Here is a 15,651-nt window from a genome sequence, read left to right as displayed (position 1 = left end):
GGACGAGGGAAAGGCACGGGGACGTGGCTAGGGTTCGGACAGGGGTACGCGTCGTCAGCGCCGTGCTCGCGGCGGTACTGGGGGCCTCCCTCGCGGGCTGCAGCAGCACGGGCGGCAAGCGCGCCGAGGAGCGGGCGAAGGCCGCGCAGGCGGGCCGGCCCGCCGTGTCCACGCCGCGCTGGACCTTCGCGATGGTCACCCACGCGGGCGACGGGGACACCTTCTGGGACATCGTGCAGAAGGGAGCCAAGGAGGCCTCGGCGAAGGACAACATCAACTTCGTCTACTCCCACGACGACCAGGCGCAGCAGCAGGCCCAGTTCGTGCAGAACGCCATCGACCAGAAGGTCGACGGGATCATCGTCAGCCTCGCCAAGCCCGAGGCCCTCAAGGACGTCATCGGCAAGGCCGTCAAGGCCGGCATCCCGGTGGTCACGGTCAACTCCGGCTCCGCCCAGTCCGCCGCGTACGGGGCGCTCACCCACATCGGGCAGGACGAGGAGATCGCCGGCGAGGCCGTCGGCACGGAGCTGACCAAGCGCGGCAGGAAGAAGGCCGTCTGCGTCCTGCACGAGCAGGGCAACGTGGGCCACGAGCAGCGCTGCGCCGGCGCCAAGAAGACCTTCGGCGGCTCCATGGAGAACCTGTACGTCGAGGGCACCAACATGCCCTCCGTCCAGGCGGCCGTCCAGGCGAAGCTCCAGGCGGACCCCTCCGTCGACGCGATCGTCACGCTCGGCGCGCCCTTCGCCCCCACCGCCGTCAAGGCGAAGGACGCGGCGGGCAGCAAGGCCGAGGTCGACACCTTCGACCTCAACGAGTCCGTGGCCCGCGACCTGAAGTCCGGGGCGCTGGGCTTCGCCGTGGACCAGCAGCCCTACCTCCAGGGCTACGAGGCCGTGGACCTGCTGTGGCTCCACCGGTACAACGCGGACGTCCTCGGCGGCGGCCGCCCGGTGCTGACCGGCCCGCAGATCGTCACCGCGGCCGAGGCGGCCAAGCTGGAGGAGTACATCAGGCGGGGCAGCCGATGAGCACCCCCGCCGCCCCCGCCGTGGACGAACGGCTGGCGCCCACCTCGTACGTCCGGCGGCTGCTGGGCCGCCCCGAGCTGGGCGCGGTCGTCGGCGCCGCCGCCGTCTTCGTCTTCTTCTGCTTCGCAGCCGACAGCTTCCTGAAGCCCTCCAGCCTGAGCACGGTCCTGTACTCGGCCTCCACCATCGGCATCATGGCGGTCCCGGTCGCCCTGCTGATGATCGGAGGCGAGTTCGACCTGTCGGCCGGCGTCATGGTCACCACCTCGGCGCTGTTCAGCTCGATGTTCAGCTACCAGATGACCGCCAACGTCTGGGTCGGCGTCCTCGTCTCCCTGCTGGTCACCCTGGCCATCGGCTTCTTCAACGGGTTCATGCTGACCCGCACCAAGCTGCCGAGCTTCATCATCACGCTCGGCACCTTCCTGATGCTGACCGGCCTGAACCTCGGCTTCACCAAGCTGATCAGCGGCTCGGTCTCCACCAAGACGATCGCCGACATGGAGGGCTTCTCCTCCGCCAGGGCCCTGTTCGCCTCGCAGTGGAACGTCGGCTCGGTCACCCTCAAGGTCACCATCCTGTGGTGGCTGGTGCTGGTCGCCGTCGCCACCTGGATCCTGCTGCGCACCCGCGCCGGGAACTGGATCTTCGCCGTGGGCGGCGGGGCCGACGCGGCCCGCGCCACCGGCGTCCCGGTGGTCAAGACCCGGATCGGCCTCTACATGGGGGTCGCGCTGTGCGCCTGGATCTCCGGGCAGCACATCCTCTTCTCCTTCGACGTCGTCCAGTCCGGCGAGGGCGTCGGCAACGAGTTCCTCTACATCATCGCGGCCGTCATCGGCGGCTGTCTGATGACCGGCGGCTACGGCTCCGCGATCGGCTCGGCCGTCGGCGCCTTCATCTTCGGCATGACCAGCAACGGCATCGTCTACGCGCAGTGGAACCCGGACTGGTTCAAGTTCTTCCTGGGCGCCATGCTGCTGCTCGCCACGCTGCTGAACGCATGGGTCCGCAAGCGGGCGGAGGCGCGGGCATGAGCACGCCACTGGTGAAGCTGACGGACGTCAGCAAGTACTACGGCAACATCCGCGCCCTCCAGGGCGTCTCCCTGGAGGTGTCGGCGGGCGAGATCACCTGTGTGCTCGGCGACAACGGCGCCGGCAAGTCCACCCTCATCAAGATCATCGCGGGGCTGCACCGGCACGACGCCGGCAGCTTCGAGATCGAGGGCGCCGAGACCGGGCTGGCCAACCCGCGCGCCGCCCTCGACCACGGCATCGCCACCGTCTACCAGGACCTGGCCGTCGTCCCCCTCATGCCGGTCTGGCGGAACTTCTTCCTCGGTTCCGAGCCCACCAAGGGCCGCGGCCCCTTCCGCCGCCTCGACGTGGAGCTCATGCGCGAGACCACCCGCAACGAGCTGCTGCGCATGGGCATCGACCTGCGCGACGTCGACCAGCCCATCGGCACCCTCTCCGGCGGCGAGCGGCAGTGCGTGGCCATCGCCCGCGCCGTGTACTTCGGCGCGAAGGTCCTCGTACTGGACGAACCCACCGCCGCCCTCGGCGTCAAGCAGTCCGGCGTGGTCCTCAAGTACGTCGCCGCCGCCCGCGACGCGGGCCTCGGCGTGGTCCTCATCACCCACAACCCGCACCACGCGTACCTGGTCGGGAACCGCTTCGTACTCCTCAAGCGGGGCGCCATGGCGGGCAGCCACACCCGGGACTCGATCACCCTGGACGAGCTCACCCGGCAGATGGCGGGCGGCTCCGAGCTGGAGGAGCTGAGCCACGAGCTGGAGCGGGTGGCAGAATCAGGGGCGACCACCCCATCCGATCCGGCCACCGACAGGGACGAAACGACTCGATGAGCACGTACCGGGACTTCACGCTCGCCCACCGGGGGGCGGCGCGGGGCACCGTCCTGCGGACCGTCGGGACCCGTGAGCGCCGTTCGCTGCGCACCGCCCCGCGCGTCCCGACCGTCGGCATCGACATCGGCGGCACCAAGGTGATGGCCGGGGTGGTCGACGCCGACGGGGTCATCCTGGAGAAGATCCGCACCGAGACCCCGGACAAGTCCAAGAGCCCCAAGGTCGTCGAGGACACCATCGTCGAGCTGGTCCTCGACCTTTCCGACCGGCACGACGTGCACGCCGTGGGCATCGGTGCCGCCGGCTGGGTCGACGCCGACCGCTCCCGCGTCCTGTTCGCCCCGCACCTGGCCTGGCGCGACGAGCCGCTGCGCGACGCCCTCCAGTCCCGGCTCGCGGTCCCGGTCATGGTGGACAACGATGCCAACACCGCCGCCTGGGCCGAATGGCGCTTCGGCGCCGGCCGCGGCGAGGACCACCTCGTCATGATCACCCTGGGCACCGGGATCGGCGGGGCCATCCTGGAGGGCGGCCAGGTCAAGCGCGGCCGCTTCGGGGTGGCCGGCGAGTTCGGCCACATGCAGGTCGTCCCCGGCGGACACCGCTGCCCCTGCGGCAACCGCGGCTGCTGGGAGCAGTACAGCTCCGGCAACGCCCTGGTCCGCGAGGCCCGCGAGCTGGCCGCCGCCGACTCCCCGGTCGCGTACAACATCATCGCCAAGGTCGGCGGCAACGTCCACGAGATCACCGGGCCGCTGATCACCGAGCTGGCCCGCGAGGGCGACGCCATGTGCGTCGAGCTCCTCCAGGACATCGGCCAGTGGCTCGGCGTCGGCATCGCCAACCTCGCCGCCGCCCTGGACCCCTCCTGCTTCGTCATCGGCGGCGGCGTCAGCGCCGCCGACGACCTGCTGATCGGCCCCGCCCGGGACGCCTTCCGCCGCCACCTCACCGGCCGCGGCTACCGCCCCGAGGCCCGCATCGCCAAGGCCCAGCTGGGCCCCGAGGCCGGCATGGTCGGCGCCGCCGACCTCGCCCGGCTCGTCGCCCGCCGCTTCCGCCGCGCCACGCGCCGACGCGTCGAGCGCCACGAGCGCTACGCGCAGCTGGGCCGGCGCGGCGCCGCGGGCCCCACGGACACCAAGGATCAGGAACAGCAGTGACACCGCCCTCCCTGCCCCGCCAGGCCTCCTCCCCCGAAGCGGGCGGTACGCAGCCGCCCACCGCCGAGGAGCGCGAGGACCGCCGGCACACCGTACGGCGCCGCTGGGTCACCGCGATCATCATCGTGCTGCTCATCGGGGTCCCGGCGGGCTACCTGTTCGTCTCGACGCAGCAGAGCCGTGAGAGCGGCAGGGACAAGGCCGCCCGGGTGGGCGCGGTCAAGGTGCGCACCGACTGGCCCTCCAAGGTGCAGCGCGGCATCTACGAGGTGCCGATCCCGATGATGGCCTCCCACGTCGGCTACCTGGAGACCAACAACTGGCACACCAGCCGGCTGTACGTGCAGTTCCAGGTGACCCCCGCGGAACTGGACACCTTCCTGGGCGGCGTGGGCACGAGCAGGGACGCCCTGACGCCCGGCGTGTCGGTCTCCGACCGCGACGCCGGGGTCGCCGGCTGGAGCTGGAGCCCGCAGCACACGTGGTCCGGGGTCACCCTGGAGGCCGAGGACCCGCGTCCCACCCGTGACATCACGGTCGACTTCACCAACCCGTCGGCCCCCCGCGTCTACGTGGTCTCCACCACCGTGCCATAGGCCGTCCACGGCCTATGGTGGGATCATGAAGCTCACCAAACGGCTGCACTCCTGCGTCCAGTTGGAGAAGGACGGGCGCGTGCTCGTCATCGACCCGGGCGCCTTCAGCGAACCTGACGCGGGCCTCGGGGCGGACGTCCTGCTGGTCACCCACGAGCACCCCGACCACTTCGACGAGGGCCGGCTGCGCGCCGCGCTCGACGCGAACCCGGCCGCCGCCCTGTGGACCCTGCGCAGCGTCGCGGACCGGATGGCCGCCGCCTACCCGGGCCGGGTGCACACCGTGGGCCACGGCGACGCCTTCACCGCGGCGGGCTTCGAGGTCCAGGTCCACGGCGAGCTGCACGCCGTGATCCACCCGGACATCCCGCGCGTCACGAACGTCGGCTACCTCGTGGACGGCTCCCTCTTCCACCCCGGGGACGCGCTGACCGTGCCCGGGGTCCCGGTGGAGACGCTGATGCTGCCCGTGCACGCGCCGTGGAACAAGGTCTCCGAGGTGATCGACTACGTCCGCGAGGTCAAGCCGGGCCGGGCCGTCGACATCCACGACGCCTACCTCTCGGACATCGCCCGGCCCATCTACGACTTCGCCCTGGACAACCTCGGCGGCGCCCCGCACAGCCGTCTCGGCGCAGGTGAGAGCGCCGCGCTCTGACTGTCGGTGCCGGGCGGTAGGTTGGTGTGCATGCGTATCGCCACGTACAACGTCAACTCGATCACCGCCCGGCTGCCGCGCCTGCTGGCCTGGCTGGAGAGCTCCGGCACGGATGTGCTGTGCATCCAGGAGACCAAGTGCTCCGCGGAGCAGTTCCCCGCCGCCGAGCTGCGCGAGCTGGGCTACGAGTCGGTCGTCAACGCCACCGGCCGGTGGAACGGCGTGGCCCTGCTCTCCCGCGTCGGGCTGGAGGACGTCGTCGTGGGGCTGCCCGGCGGCCCCGACTACGAGGGCGTCCAGGAGCCCCGCGCCATCTCCGCCACCTGCGGCGGGGTGCGCGTCTGGTCCGTGTACGTGCCCAACGGCCGCGAGGTCGAGCACGACCACTACGGCTACAAGCTGAACTGGTTCGGCGCGCTGGCCGCCGCCATCGCCGAGGACGCGGCCGGCACCCGCCCCTTCGCGGTCCTCGGCGACTTCAACGTGGCGCCGACCGACGAGGACGTGTACGACCCGGCCGTCTTCGCGGGCCTCACGCACGTCACCCCCGCCGAGCGGGCCGCCCTGGAGGCCCTGCGCGCGGCCGGTCTCGCCGACGTCATGCCGCGCGCGCTCAAGTACGACCGCCCGTACACCTTCTGGGACTACCGCCAGCTGGCCTTCCCCAAGAACCGGGGCATGCGCATCGACCTGGTGTACGGGAACGAACCCTTCGCGAAGGCCGTCAAGGACGCGTACGTCGACCGCGAGGAGCGCAAGGGCAAGGGCGCCTCCGACCACGCCCCGGTCGTCGTCGACCTGGACGTCTAGAAGACGGACGGATCAAGGCGCGCCCTGTGGCCAGCCGGGGATCCTGGTGCCAGGGTGGTCGGTATGAACATCCCTTTCCTGGCCAACTGGCTGAACCGGCACGAAACGGAACAGGGTGCGGGGCTCGCCGCCGCCCTCGCGGATGATCCCGAGGGCGTCGCCGAGCTGTTCTCGGAGTGCGAGATGCTGCGGTCCCAGGCGAGGGCGGCCGGGCTGGAACTCGACCAGACCCCGGCCTCGTTGGAGGACCTGGACCAGCTGATGCCGCGCTGGCGCCGGGACCCCGAGGCCGTGCCCTGGCTGGGCAACGACGCCGGCTTCTACCTCGGGACCGTGATCGTGCGCAGCCTCCCGGGGGCCGGCTGGCAGGTCTGGCCCAACGGCCAGCCGGTGATCCGGCTCGCGTCCGGGCGGGAGCTCAACGTGATCGAGTCGGGGCTGTCCTGGGCGATGACCGGTTCCCCGGAGCTGAGCCAGGCCTACGCCGAGGCCTCCGAAGGCTGAATAAAGGGCCAATGTACTTTATGTACCTTTTTGGCGTGTCGAGGTGAAGTCCCTTCGACGGCTGGATAGTTTGCGCTGACCTCGACACACCGACAAGTGGGCAGGGCAGCGTATGGCCGTCGATCCGTTGATCGAGCTGCGGGACGTCAACAAGCACTACGGGAAGTTGCACGTCCTCCAGGACATCAACCTCACCGTCGGCCGCGGGGAGGTCGTGGTGGTCATCGGGCCCTCCGGGTCCGGCAAGTCCACGCTCTGCCGAACGATCAACCGGCTGGAGACCATCGAGTCCGGCACCATCACCCTCGACGGCCGGCCCCTGCCCGCCGAGGGCAAGGAGCTGGCGGGCCTGCGCGCCGAGGTCGGCATGGTCTTCCAGTCCTTCAACCTCTTCGCGCACAAGACCGTCCTGGCCAACGTCTCGCTCGCCCAGATCAAGGTGCGCAAGCGCAAGAAGGACGAGGCCGACAAGCGCTCCCGGGAGCTCCTGGACCGGGTGGGCCTCGCCAGTCAGGCGGACAAGTTCCCCGCCCAGCTCTCCGGCGGCCAGCAGCAGCGCGTGGCCATCGCCCGCGCCCTCGCCATGAACCCCAAGGCGCTGCTCTTCGACGAGCCCACCTCCGCACTCGACCCGGAGATGATCAACGAGGTGCTGGAGGTCATGCAGCAGCTGGCCCGCGACGGGATGACCATGGTCGTGGTCACCCACGAGATGGGCTTCGCCCGCTCCGCCGCGAACCGCGTCGTCTTCATGGCCGACGGCCGGATCATCGAGGACCGCACCCCGGAGGCCTTCTTCACCGCCCCCGAGAGCGACCGGGCCCGGGACTTCCTCTCCAAGATCCTCAAGCACTGAGGGGCGGCCCGATGAAGCACACCCTGCGCGCACTCGCCCTGGCGGCGCTGCTCCTCGCGACCGCCGCCTGCGGCAAGTCCGGCAGCCCCCCGGTCAAGGGCCCCCAGCCCGAGGACCTGCCCGCCTACAAGGTCGACACCGGCTTCTCGCTGCCCCAGTCACGCACCTGGGAGAAGGCGAAGAAGCGCGGCCGCCTCGTCGTCGGCGTCAAGGAGGACCAGCCCTACATGGGGGAGAAGGACCCCGCGAGCGGCCGCTACTCCGGCTTCGACATCGAGATCGCCAAGATGATGGCGGCCTCGCTCGGCTTCGACCCCAAGACCATCGAGTTCAAGACGATCGCCTCCGCCAACCGCGAGACCGCCCTGCAGAACGGTCAGATCGACTACTACGTGGGCACCTACACGATCAACGACAACCGCAAGAAGCAGGTCGGCTTCGCGGGCCCCTACTTCATGGCCGGCCAGTCCCTCCTCGTCCGCAGGAACGAGAAGGACATCAAGGGCCCCGAGGACCTCGACGGCAAGAAGGTCTGCTCCGCCGCCGGCTCCACCCCCTACCAGCGGCTCCAGCGGGAGTTCCCCCACGCCGTGCTCGTCGCCTACGACACCTACTCGGTCTGCGTGGACAACCTGCTGACCTACCAGGTCGACGCCGTCTCCACCGACGACTCCATCCTCCTCGGCTACGCCGCCAAGGTCCCCGAGGAGCTCAAGGTCGTCGGCAAGCCGTTCTCCCAGGAGCCCTACGGCATCGGCGTCCCCCGCGGCGACGACGCCCTGCGCCTCGCCCTCGACGACGCGCTGGAGGCGGACGAGAGGAACGGCGACTGGAAGAAGGCCTACGAGGCCACGCTCGGCCTCTCCGGCCAGCCCGCCCCCAAGCCGCCCGCCATCGACCGCTACCCGGCGGGCTGAAGGGAGAGCGCATCCCCATGAACGTACTCACCGAGAACTTCGCGCTCTACGGCAAGGGCTTCCTCGGCACCGTGGAGCTGACCGTCTACGCCTCGCTCCTCGCCCTGGTCCTCGGCTTCCTGATGGCCTCCTTCCGCGTCGCGCCCGTCGGCTCCTTCCGGGTCTTCGGCACGGTCTGGGTGACCGTGCTGCGCAACACCCCGCTCACCCTGCTCTTCTTCGCCGTACTGCTGGGCCTGCCGCGCTTCGGGCTGGTCCTGCCCTTCCAGCTCTTCGCGGTCCTCGCTCTCGGCTGCTACACCTCGGCCTTCATCTGCGAGGCGCTGCGCTCCGGCATCAACACCGTGCCCAAGGGGCAGGGCGAGGCCGCGCGCAGCCTGGGCATGTCCTTCGGGCAGACCCTGGGCACGGTGGTGCTGCCGCAGGCCTTCCGCTCCGTCATCCCGCCCATCGGCTCGACCCTGATCGCGCTCGCGAAGAACTCCGCGATCGCCGGCGCCTTCAGCGTCACCGAGCTGCTGGGCACGTACAAGACCCTCAACGAGCTGGGCTACAGCATCATCTGGACCTTCGTCTGGATCGCCGTCGGCTACCTGATCATCACCCTGTCCATCAGCGCGGTCTTCAACGTGCTGGAGAAGCGCTACGGAGTCGCCCGATGACCGCGCACGCGCTGCACGGGGACCTGGGGTCCACCGCCCTCTACGACCTGCCCGGGCCCCGGGCCCAGCGCCGCCACTTCCTCTACGGGATCGCCTCGACGGCGTTGATCCTCGCCCTGCTGGCGTGGATCCTCTACCTGCTCTTCGACACCGACCAGTTCACCGCCGCCAAGTGGAGCCCCTTCGAGTACGAGGGCATCCAGGAGCTGCTGCTCAAGGGGCTCGGCAACACCCTGAAGGCCTTCGCGTACGCCTCCGTGCTGTCCCTGGCGCTCGGCGCGGTGCTCGCGACGGGCAGGCTCTCGGTGCACCGTCCGGTGCGCTGGACCGCCACGCTGTGCGTGGAGTTCTTCCGGGCCATGCCGGTACTGGTGATGATCTTCTTCATCTTCGTGGCGCTGAAGGTCCAGCCCCTGCCCGCCCTGGTGGCGGGGCTGACCCTGTACAACGGGTCGGTGCTCGCCGAGGTCTTCCGCACGGGCGTCAACGCCGTGGAGAAGGGCCAGCGCGAGGCGGCGTACGCGCTCGGCATGCGCAAGACGCAGGTGATGACCTTCGTGCTCGCACCACAGGCGGTCCGGGCGATGCTGCCCACCATCATCAGCCAGCTGGTGGTGGCCCTGAAGGACACCTCGCTGGGCTTCCTGATCACCTACGAGGAGTTCCTGCACGCGGGCAAGCTGATCGCCTCCAACCTGGACTACGACCTGCCCTTCATCCCCGTCGTGATGATCATCTCGCCGATCTACATCGGCATGTGCATGCTGCTGTCCTGGTTCGCCACCTGGGTCGCGCGGCGCGAGCGGCGCAGCCTGAAGACCAGGGCCGTCGAGGTCGCCCCCGCCGAACCGGGCACGGTGCTGCCGGGAAGATAGACGCCCCCCGGCAGCGGCCGCGGATCACTGCTCGCGCAGCGGCACCGAGACGTACGAGGGATCGGTGCGCGGCGAGGAGAAGGTCAGCTGCGCGCCGGTGGGGTTGTGCTCGATGTAGAGCGGGTCGACCGTGTCGACGACGAGGGCCAGGCGGTGGCCCGCGGGCACGTCGTAGGCGGTGGAGAAGAGGTCCAGGTCGACCCCGAAGGACTGGCCGGGGGTCTTCCCGTGGAAGGTGTACGGGGCGTTGCTGACGAGCTTGCCGATGCCGAGCGGGCCGACGTCGTAGAGGTAGGCGACGAAGGTGCCGTCGCCCTTGGTGGGCGTGACGGTGGTGTGCAGGCGCACGGTGCCGCGGATCCGGCGCTGCTCCTCGTGGCGCGGCGACTGCCAGACGGCGGCGAAGGCACGGGGGAGCAGCGGGACCGAGGCGGTCGGCGGGGCCTTCGCGAACTGGTCGAGGACGCTGGAGAGGAAGAGGATCCCGCCGTTGGCGCCGGAGTCGACGTTCGCCCAGACGTGCTCGCTGTCGGTGAGCGGGAGCCTCTCGGTGCCGCCGGAACCGACCGCCTTCCAGTCGGCGTAGCCCTCGTACCCGTCGGTGCTGCGGGACTTGATCTGCACCGGGGCCTCGGCGTCGACCCCGTTGCGCTCGCCCTTGAGGTAGCGGTCGAACCAGCGGTGGGCGTTGGTCCAGGTGTCGTTGGGCAGGCCCAGCAGGCCGGTGGCCTCTGCGGTGGCGTGGTCGCCGGGGCGGAACTCCAGGCGCTTGGGGCCGGTGAGCTTCTCGAAGAACGCCGCGTACTGGTTGGGCGGGAAGATGGTGTCGCCCCAGGCGTTGCCCAGCATGATCGCGGCGCCGTTGGCGTTGATCCGGTCGACCTGCTCGGCGGCGGAGCGCTTCTTCCCCCACTCGATCATCGCCTGCTCGTTCTCCAGTTTCGAGCCGAGGAAGTCGCCGAGGATCTGCTGGAGTTCGGGTCCGGGGCGGCCGGTGAGGTGGCCGGCGGCGCCGAGCATGCCCGCGGCCTGGAGGTGCTGGGTGCGGCCGGAGTAGATGGACTCGATGAGGTCGGCCCAGCCGCTGAGGGCCACCACGGCCTTGACGCGCGGGTCGTGCGCGGAGGCCAGCAGGCTGATGCCCGCCCCGTACGAGACCCCGCCGAGGCCGATGCGGCCGGGGTCGGCGGGGGCGTTGGCGAGGGCCCAGTCGATGACGGCGGAGACGTCGGCGACGTCCGCCGGTCCGGCGGTCTCGATCTGGCCGCCGGAGAGCCAGAAGCCGCGCGAGGTGTAACCGACCACGACGTAACCGGAGTCGGCGAGCTTCTTGGCCTGGGCGATGTATTCGATCTGCGGCATGCCCCAGCTGGTGGGGAGCACGATCAGGGGGTATTTCCGGCCGGGTTCGGCGCCGGCCGGGGTGAAGACGTTGCCCTTGAGGGTGATGCCGCCGGAGCCGGGGATGTCGTGGAAGCTCACCTGCGAGGACGCGTCGGTCTGCGAGGTGGCGGCGGCGGGGGCCGCCTGGGCCTGATGGGGGGCCAGGCCCAGGGCGGTCGCCGCGAGCAGTGCGGCCACGGCCGCTGCGGTGGTGGGGCGGGTTCTCATCGATCGCTCCTCGCGTGCGCCGGTGTCCGAAAGTGACCCGACGGTAACGGGAGGGGCTTACTCAAGGTAACCCGTGAGTAAGTTACGTAGCGGTAACAATTGAGGAGCGGTCGGCCGGCCGCCCGCCCGGTCAGCCCTGCTGGGAGCCGCCGGCCAGGGCGCTCTTCGCCTTCCACTGGTCCCACGACAGGTTCCACTCGCCGTACCCGTTGCCGAGGTCGGCGTTGCCCTTGGAGCCGCTGCCGACCACCTCGAAGGGGTCGCCGACCTGCACGCGCTCGTAGAAGGACTTGGCCTCGGCGTCGCTCATGCCCACGCAGCCCGAGCTGGAGTTGACGCGGCCGAAGTTGGCGGAGTTCCACGGCGCGGCGTGCGCGTACATGCCCGACCAGGTCAGCCGCATCGAGTAGTCGACCATCTTGTCGTAGGAGTCGCCCAGGCCCACCGTCTGGGAGTCCATCCGGATGGTGCCCTCCTTCGCCATCAGCACCATCTTCCCGGACCAGGAGGCCTTCTGGCCGCCGGGCGTGCCCGCCGAGACCGGGATCGTCTTCACCGCCTGGCCGTCCTCGGTCACCGTCATCTTCTTGGTGTCGAGGCTGACCTCCATCCGGCGGTCCTTGCCTATCCTGAACTCGGTGTTGTAGTCGCGGGCGAAGAGACCGCCGCCGGATCCGGAGTCCACGCCGTTCAGTTTCATGTCGACCTTCACGTCGGTGCCGGACTTCCAGTACTCCTTCGGCCGCCAGTCCACCCGGTCCTTCCCGGAATAGTCCTTGAACCAGCCCCAGGAACCCTCGGTGTTGTCCGACGTGGTGACCTTCAGCTGCTTCTCGACCTCGGCCTTGTTCTTCACCGGATTGTCGAAGACCAGCGAGACGGGCATCGCGACGCCCACCGTGCTGCCCTTCGGGATGTTGATGGAGACCTTGTTCACCTTGTCCGCGGGCGAGGTCTTGAACTGGGTGCTCGCGCTCTGGCTGGCGGTGTTCTGAGCCTCGACCCGGTAGTCGGTGCCGGGGGAGGCGTTGCGCTCCGAGGTCCAGGTCCGGCCGTCGGCGGATATCTGCCCCGCCAGCTCCCCGCCCTTGCCGTCGACCACCTTGACCAGGGAGAATTTGCCGTCGGCGAGGGTCACCCTCACCGGCTCGCCGGCCTTGACCTGGTCACCCGTGAGGTTCACCGAGATCGCCATGTCCGGGCCCTTCTCCGCTCCGCCCCCTTTGCCGTCGCCGCCCGCCTGCCCGCCGGAGCCGCCGCCCCCGCAGGCGCTGAGCGCGAGCGTGAGCAGTGCGGTGCCCGCCAGCATCGCGTGACGGGTGCGGCGGCGCGGAAGTGCGGTGCGGCGTGTACGGCTCAACGAAAACCCCTCCGAAATAACGGTCGTCCTCACGTAAGGAGCGAACGCGGCCACATTAGGTTGCGCATTCCGCGGAAAAACTCCTCGGGACCGTTGTGACATGGGCCGCAGCGGAACTGTTGCCATCCGGTCACATTCGGGAGCGCCCTACGGAATGAGGCCGTCCGGAATGAGGCCGTCCGGAATTGGCCAACGGGTGGGTCCGGGGCGGTAAAAGGACCTTCCGCGCCGCAGCGGGGGCCAAAGGACCCTACCGGCAGGAAAATTCACCGGGCCCCGACGGCCGGGTTACCCTCCACCTTCGGCTCGGCGAAGGGAAAGACCCCGATGTACGGATCCACCAGCAGCGCGGCACCAGGCGCGGCCCCCACGGGCCCACCGGCGGAACCGGCACCCGCGAAGGCGGCGGCCGAGGCCCCGGCGAAGACCTCGGTGCTGCGCAGCGGCGCGCTGATGGCCGCCGGCTCCGTCGTCTCCCGCGCCACCGGCTTCGTCCGCTCCGCCGTGGTCCTCGCCGCCCTGGGCGCCGGCTTCCTCGGTGACGGCTACACCGTCGCCAACACCGTCCCGAACATCATCTACATGCTGCTCATCGGCGGCGCGCTCAACGCCGTCTTCGTCCCCGAGCTGGTCCGCGCCGCCAAGGAGCACCGCGACGGCGGGGCCGCGTACACCGACCGGCTGCTGACCGCCTGCACGGTGGCGCTCCTCGCGCTCACCGCCGCCGCCGTCCTCGCCACGCCGCTGATCGTCGACGCGTACACCCCCGCCTCCTACACGGAAGCCCAGCGGAGCACCGTCATCGCCCTGGCCCGCTTCTGCCTGCCGCAGATCCTCTTCTACGGGCTGTTCACCCTGCTCGGCCAAGTGCTGAACGCACGCGGCCGGTTCGGCGCGATGATGTGGACCCCCGTCCTCAACAACATCGTGATCATCGGTGTCTTCGGCCTCTTCCTCCACACCTCCGGCGGCGGCCGCGACGCCCTCGGCGCCGCCGACACCCGGCTGCTGGGCATCGGCACCACCGCCGGAATCGTCATCCAGGCCCTCGCCCTCGTCCCCTCGCTGCGCGCCGCCCGCTTCCGCTGGCGCCCCCGCTTCGACTGGCGCGGCAGCGGCCTCACCCGTCCCCTGCGCAACGCGGGCTGGCTGGTCGTGCTCGTCCTCACCAACCAGATCGCCTACTGGGTGGTGACCAAGCTCTCCACCACCGTCGGCGACCAGGCCCCCGGCTTCGGCTACGCCGCCTACACCAGCGCCTACCAGCTGTGGATCGTCCCCCAGGGCATCATCACCGTCTCCCTGGTCACCGCCCTCATGCCCCGGATGAGCTCGGCCGCAGCCGAAGGCGACCTCACCGCCGTCCGCGAGGACGTCTCGTACGCACTGCGCTCCAGCGCCGCCCTCGTGGTGCCCGCCGCCGCGCTCTTCGCCGCACTGGCCCCCTGGGTGATGGACTGCGTCTCCGGATACGGCAAGGTCACCCCCGACGAGGTCGGGGCCATGGCCGGCATGCTCGCCGCCTTCGCCCCCGGCCTGGTCGCCTACTCCGCCCAGTACGTGCTCGCGCGCGGCTTCTACGCCCTCTCCGACACCCGCACCCCCTTCTTCCTCAACCTGGTCATCGTCGCCCTCAACGCCGGACTGTCGTACGCCGCCTACCTGCTGCTGCCGGTGCGCTGGGCCGTCACCGGCATGGCCGCCGCCACCTCCCTCGCCTTCATCGGGGGCGCAGCCGTCACCGCGTACGCCCTCTCCCGGCGGCTCGGCCCGCGCGGCGGCGCCCGCACCACCGCCCTCGGCACCCACCTGCGGCTGCTCGCCGCCTGCCTGCCCGCCACCGCCGCCGCGTACGGGGCCGCCCGCGCCGCCGAGGGCCCCGGCCCCTTCGCGGCGGCCGGAGCGGGAACCGCCGCGCTCGCCCTGGTCGTCGTACTCCTCGCCCGGCCGCTGCGCCTGGCGGAGATCACCGGCCTGCTGGACTCCCTGCGCCGGAAGGCCAGCCGATAGCGGGAGAAAAGCACATGAACCACCCTGGAATACTGACCGGATGCCACGCGTACTGCTGATCGAGGACGACCCTTCCATCCGGGAAGGGGTCGGCCTCGGCCTGCGCCGCCGCGGCCACGAGGTGAGCGCCGCCGCGACCGGCGAGGAGGGACTGGCCCTCATCGGCGGCTTCCGCCCCGAGCTGGTCCTGCTGGACCTGATGCTGCCCGGCATCAACGGCGTACAGGTCTGCCGCCGGATCCGCGAGACCAGCCAGGTCCCGATCATCATGCTCACCGCGCGCGGCGACGACTTCGACATCGTCGTCGGCCTGGAGGCAGGCGCCGACGACTACATCGTCAAACCCGCCCGCACCGCGATCATCGAGGCCCGCGTCAAGGCCGTGCTGCGCCGCCTCAAGGGTCCGGGCGGCCGGCCCGGCGTGGAACGCCACGGCGAACTCGCCATCGACCGCGCCGGGCTGACCGTCGCCAAGAACGGCGAGCGCATCGCCCTCGCGCCCAGCGAGATCAAGCTCCTGCTCCACCTGTCGGCCTCACCCGAACAGGTCTTCTCCCGGCAGCAGCTGCTGGAGTACGTGTGGGAGCACAGCTACCACGCCGACGCCCGGCTCGTGGACGCCTGCGTGCGCCGGCTGCGCAACAAGGTCGAGGACCCCGACCGCCACCCCCGCTACATACAGACCGTGCGGGGCTTCGGCTACCGCTTCGGCCCGCTCTAGG

16 protein-coding genes are annotated in these 15,651 nt (G+C 70.5%); 14 read left to right on the top strand and 2 right to left on the bottom strand.

What is annotated here, in order from left to right; translation table 11 throughout:
* The first annotated feature begins 23 nt into the window (after positions 1-23).
* The 12 genes from ACZ518_RS32575 to ACZ518_RS32520 all read left to right on the top strand — a co-directional run bounded on the left by ACZ518_RS32575 (position 24) and on the right by ACZ518_RS32520 (position 9,948).
* Complete coding sequence (locus ACZ518_RS32575; protein ID WP_469116630.1) at positions 24-1,034, top strand: sugar ABC transporter substrate-binding protein; 1,011 nt, start codon at positions 24-26, stop codon at positions 1,032-1,034.
* Complete coding sequence (locus ACZ518_RS32570; protein ID WP_469116629.1) at positions 1,031-2,071, top strand: ABC transporter permease; 1,041 nt, start codon at positions 1,031-1,033, stop codon at positions 2,069-2,071. The genes ACZ518_RS32575 and ACZ518_RS32570 overlap by 4 nt, the downstream gene beginning before the upstream one ends.
* Entirely contained in the window at positions 2,068-2,904 is an 837-nt protein-coding gene (locus ACZ518_RS32565) for an ATP-binding cassette domain-containing protein (RefSeq protein ID WP_469116628.1), read from the top strand. The genes ACZ518_RS32570 and ACZ518_RS32565 overlap by 4 nt, the downstream gene beginning before the upstream one ends.
* Complete coding sequence (locus tag ACZ518_RS32560) at positions 2,901-4,070, top strand: ROK family glucokinase (RefSeq protein ID WP_469116627.1); 1,170 nt, start codon at positions 2,901-2,903, stop codon at positions 4,068-4,070. Before ACZ518_RS32565 ends, ACZ518_RS32560 begins: the two co-directional genes overlap by 4 nt.
* Positions 4,067-4,666, top strand: coding sequence for a hypothetical protein (locus ACZ518_RS32555; RefSeq protein ID WP_469116626.1), 600 nt, complete (start codon positions 4,067-4,069; stop codon positions 4,664-4,666). Before ACZ518_RS32560 ends, ACZ518_RS32555 begins: the two co-directional genes overlap by 4 nt.
* Positions 4,667-4,691: 25 nt before the next feature.
* Positions 4,692-5,324 carry an MBL fold metallo-hydrolase gene (locus ACZ518_RS32550; RefSeq protein WP_469116625.1) on the top strand — a complete coding sequence of 211 codons (633 nt, stop codon included), beginning with the start codon at positions 4,692-4,694 and terminating at the stop codon, positions 5,322-5,324.
* 30 nt (positions 5,325-5,354) lie between these two features.
* Positions 5,355-6,134 (top strand): exodeoxyribonuclease III, encoded by a 780-nt coding sequence (locus ACZ518_RS32545; RefSeq protein WP_469116624.1) that lies wholly within the window; start codon positions 5,355-5,357, stop codon positions 6,132-6,134.
* Between the two features lie 63 nt (positions 6,135-6,197).
* Complete coding sequence (locus ACZ518_RS32540) at positions 6,198-6,638, top strand: DUF6278 family protein (RefSeq protein WP_469116623.1); 441 nt, start codon at positions 6,198-6,200, stop codon at positions 6,636-6,638.
* 112 nt (positions 6,639-6,750) lie between these two features.
* On the top strand, positions 6,751-7,494 hold the full coding sequence (locus ACZ518_RS32535; protein WP_469116622.1) for an amino acid ABC transporter ATP-binding protein: 744 nt from the start codon (positions 6,751-6,753) through the stop codon (positions 7,492-7,494).
* A gap of 11 nt (positions 7,495-7,505) precedes the next feature.
* Positions 7,506-8,411: a glutamate ABC transporter substrate-binding protein gene (locus tag ACZ518_RS32530; protein ID WP_469116621.1), complete on the top strand. Its 906-nt coding sequence runs from the start codon at positions 7,506-7,508 to the stop codon at positions 8,409-8,411.
* Between the two features lie 17 nt (positions 8,412-8,428).
* Positions 8,429-9,073, top strand: a complete 645-nt coding sequence (locus ACZ518_RS32525) for an amino acid ABC transporter permease (RefSeq protein WP_007267422.1) — start codon at positions 8,429-8,431, stop codon at positions 9,071-9,073.
* Positions 9,070-9,948, top strand: a complete 879-nt coding sequence (locus ACZ518_RS32520) for an amino acid ABC transporter permease (protein WP_469116620.1) — start codon at positions 9,070-9,072, stop codon at positions 9,946-9,948. Before ACZ518_RS32525 ends, ACZ518_RS32520 begins: the two co-directional genes overlap by 4 nt.
* Before the next feature lie 24 nt (positions 9,949-9,972).
* Here the strand turns inward: ACZ518_RS32520 and ACZ518_RS32515 are convergent, their stop codons facing one another.
* Both ACZ518_RS32515 and ACZ518_RS32510 read right to left on the bottom strand, forming a co-directional pair.
* Positions 9,973-11,559, bottom strand: a complete 1,587-nt coding sequence (locus ACZ518_RS32515) for a CocE/NonD family hydrolase (protein ID WP_469116619.1) — start codon at positions 11,557-11,559, stop codon at positions 9,973-9,975.
* 130 nt (positions 11,560-11,689) lie between these two features.
* The gene (locus ACZ518_RS32510; RefSeq protein ID WP_469116717.1) at positions 11,690-12,868 is read right to left on the bottom strand and encodes a L,D-transpeptidase; all 1,179 of its coding nucleotides are present in this window, start codon (positions 12,866-12,868) and stop codon (positions 11,690-11,692) included.
* 378 nt (positions 12,869-13,246) lie between these two features.
* On the opposite strand from ACZ518_RS32510, the gene murJ reads away from it, so the two are divergent.
* Together murJ and ACZ518_RS32500 are read left to right on the top strand one after the other, a co-directional pair.
* A complete protein-coding gene (gene murJ, locus ACZ518_RS32505) occupies positions 13,247-14,929 on the top strand; it encodes a murein biosynthesis integral membrane protein MurJ (RefSeq protein ID WP_469116618.1) in 1,683 nt (560 codons plus the stop codon).
* A gap of 40 nt (positions 14,930-14,969) precedes the next feature.
* Positions 14,970-15,650 (top strand): response regulator, encoded by a 681-nt coding sequence (locus ACZ518_RS32500; RefSeq protein ID WP_469116617.1) that lies wholly within the window; start codon positions 14,970-14,972, stop codon positions 15,648-15,650.
* Position 15,651 lies beyond the last annotated feature (1 nt).

It is taken from the genome of Streptomyces sp. NPDC033966 (assembly GCF_055575955.1).
The sequence above is the reverse complement of the archived record's forward strand: the minus strand, read 5'-3'. Positions and strand labels throughout refer to the sequence as shown.

Bases quoted from the DNA above. Each gene is read 5' to 3' on its own strand.
- ACZ518_RS32570 (WP_469116629.1), top strand. From the start codon at position 1,031: ATGAGCACCCCCGCCGCCCCCGCCGTGGACGAACGGCTGGCGCCCACC.
- ACZ518_RS32565 (WP_469116628.1), top strand. From the start codon at position 2,068: ATGAGCACGCCACTGGTGAAGCTGACGGACGTCAGCAAGTACTACGGC.
- ACZ518_RS32560 (WP_469116627.1), top strand. From the start codon at position 2,901: ATGAGCACGTACCGGGACTTCACGCTCGCCCACCGGGGGGCGGCGCGG.
- ACZ518_RS32550 (WP_469116625.1), top strand. From the start codon at position 4,692: ATGAAGCTCACCAAACGGCTGCACTCCTGCGTCCAGTTGGAGAAGGAC.
- ACZ518_RS32545 (WP_469116624.1), top strand. From the start codon at position 5,355: ATGCGTATCGCCACGTACAACGTCAACTCGATCACCGCCCGGCTGCCG.
- ACZ518_RS32540 (WP_469116623.1), top strand. From the start codon at position 6,198: ATGAACATCCCTTTCCTGGCCAACTGGCTGAACCGGCACGAAACGGAA.
- ACZ518_RS32535 (WP_469116622.1), top strand. From the start codon at position 6,751: ATGGCCGTCGATCCGTTGATCGAGCTGCGGGACGTCAACAAGCACTAC.
- ACZ518_RS32530 (WP_469116621.1), top strand. From the start codon at position 7,506: ATGAAGCACACCCTGCGCGCACTCGCCCTGGCGGCGCTGCTCCTCGCG.
- ACZ518_RS32525 (WP_007267422.1), top strand. From the start codon at position 8,429: ATGAACGTACTCACCGAGAACTTCGCGCTCTACGGCAAGGGCTTCCTC.
- ACZ518_RS32520 (WP_469116620.1), top strand. From the start codon at position 9,070: ATGACCGCGCACGCGCTGCACGGGGACCTGGGGTCCACCGCCCTCTAC.
- ACZ518_RS32515 (WP_469116619.1), bottom strand. From the start codon at position 11,559: ATGAGAACCCGCCCCACCACCGCAGCGGCCGTGGCCGCACTGCTCGCG.
- ACZ518_RS32510 (WP_469116717.1), bottom strand. From the start codon at position 12,868: ATGCTGGCGGGCACCGCACTGCTCACGCTCGCGCTCAGCGCCTGCGGG.
- murJ (WP_469116618.1), top strand. From the start codon at position 13,247: ATGTACGGATCCACCAGCAGCGCGGCACCAGGCGCGGCCCCCACGGGC.
- ACZ518_RS32500 (WP_469116617.1), top strand. From the start codon at position 14,970: ATGCCACGCGTACTGCTGATCGAGGACGACCCTTCCATCCGGGAAGGG.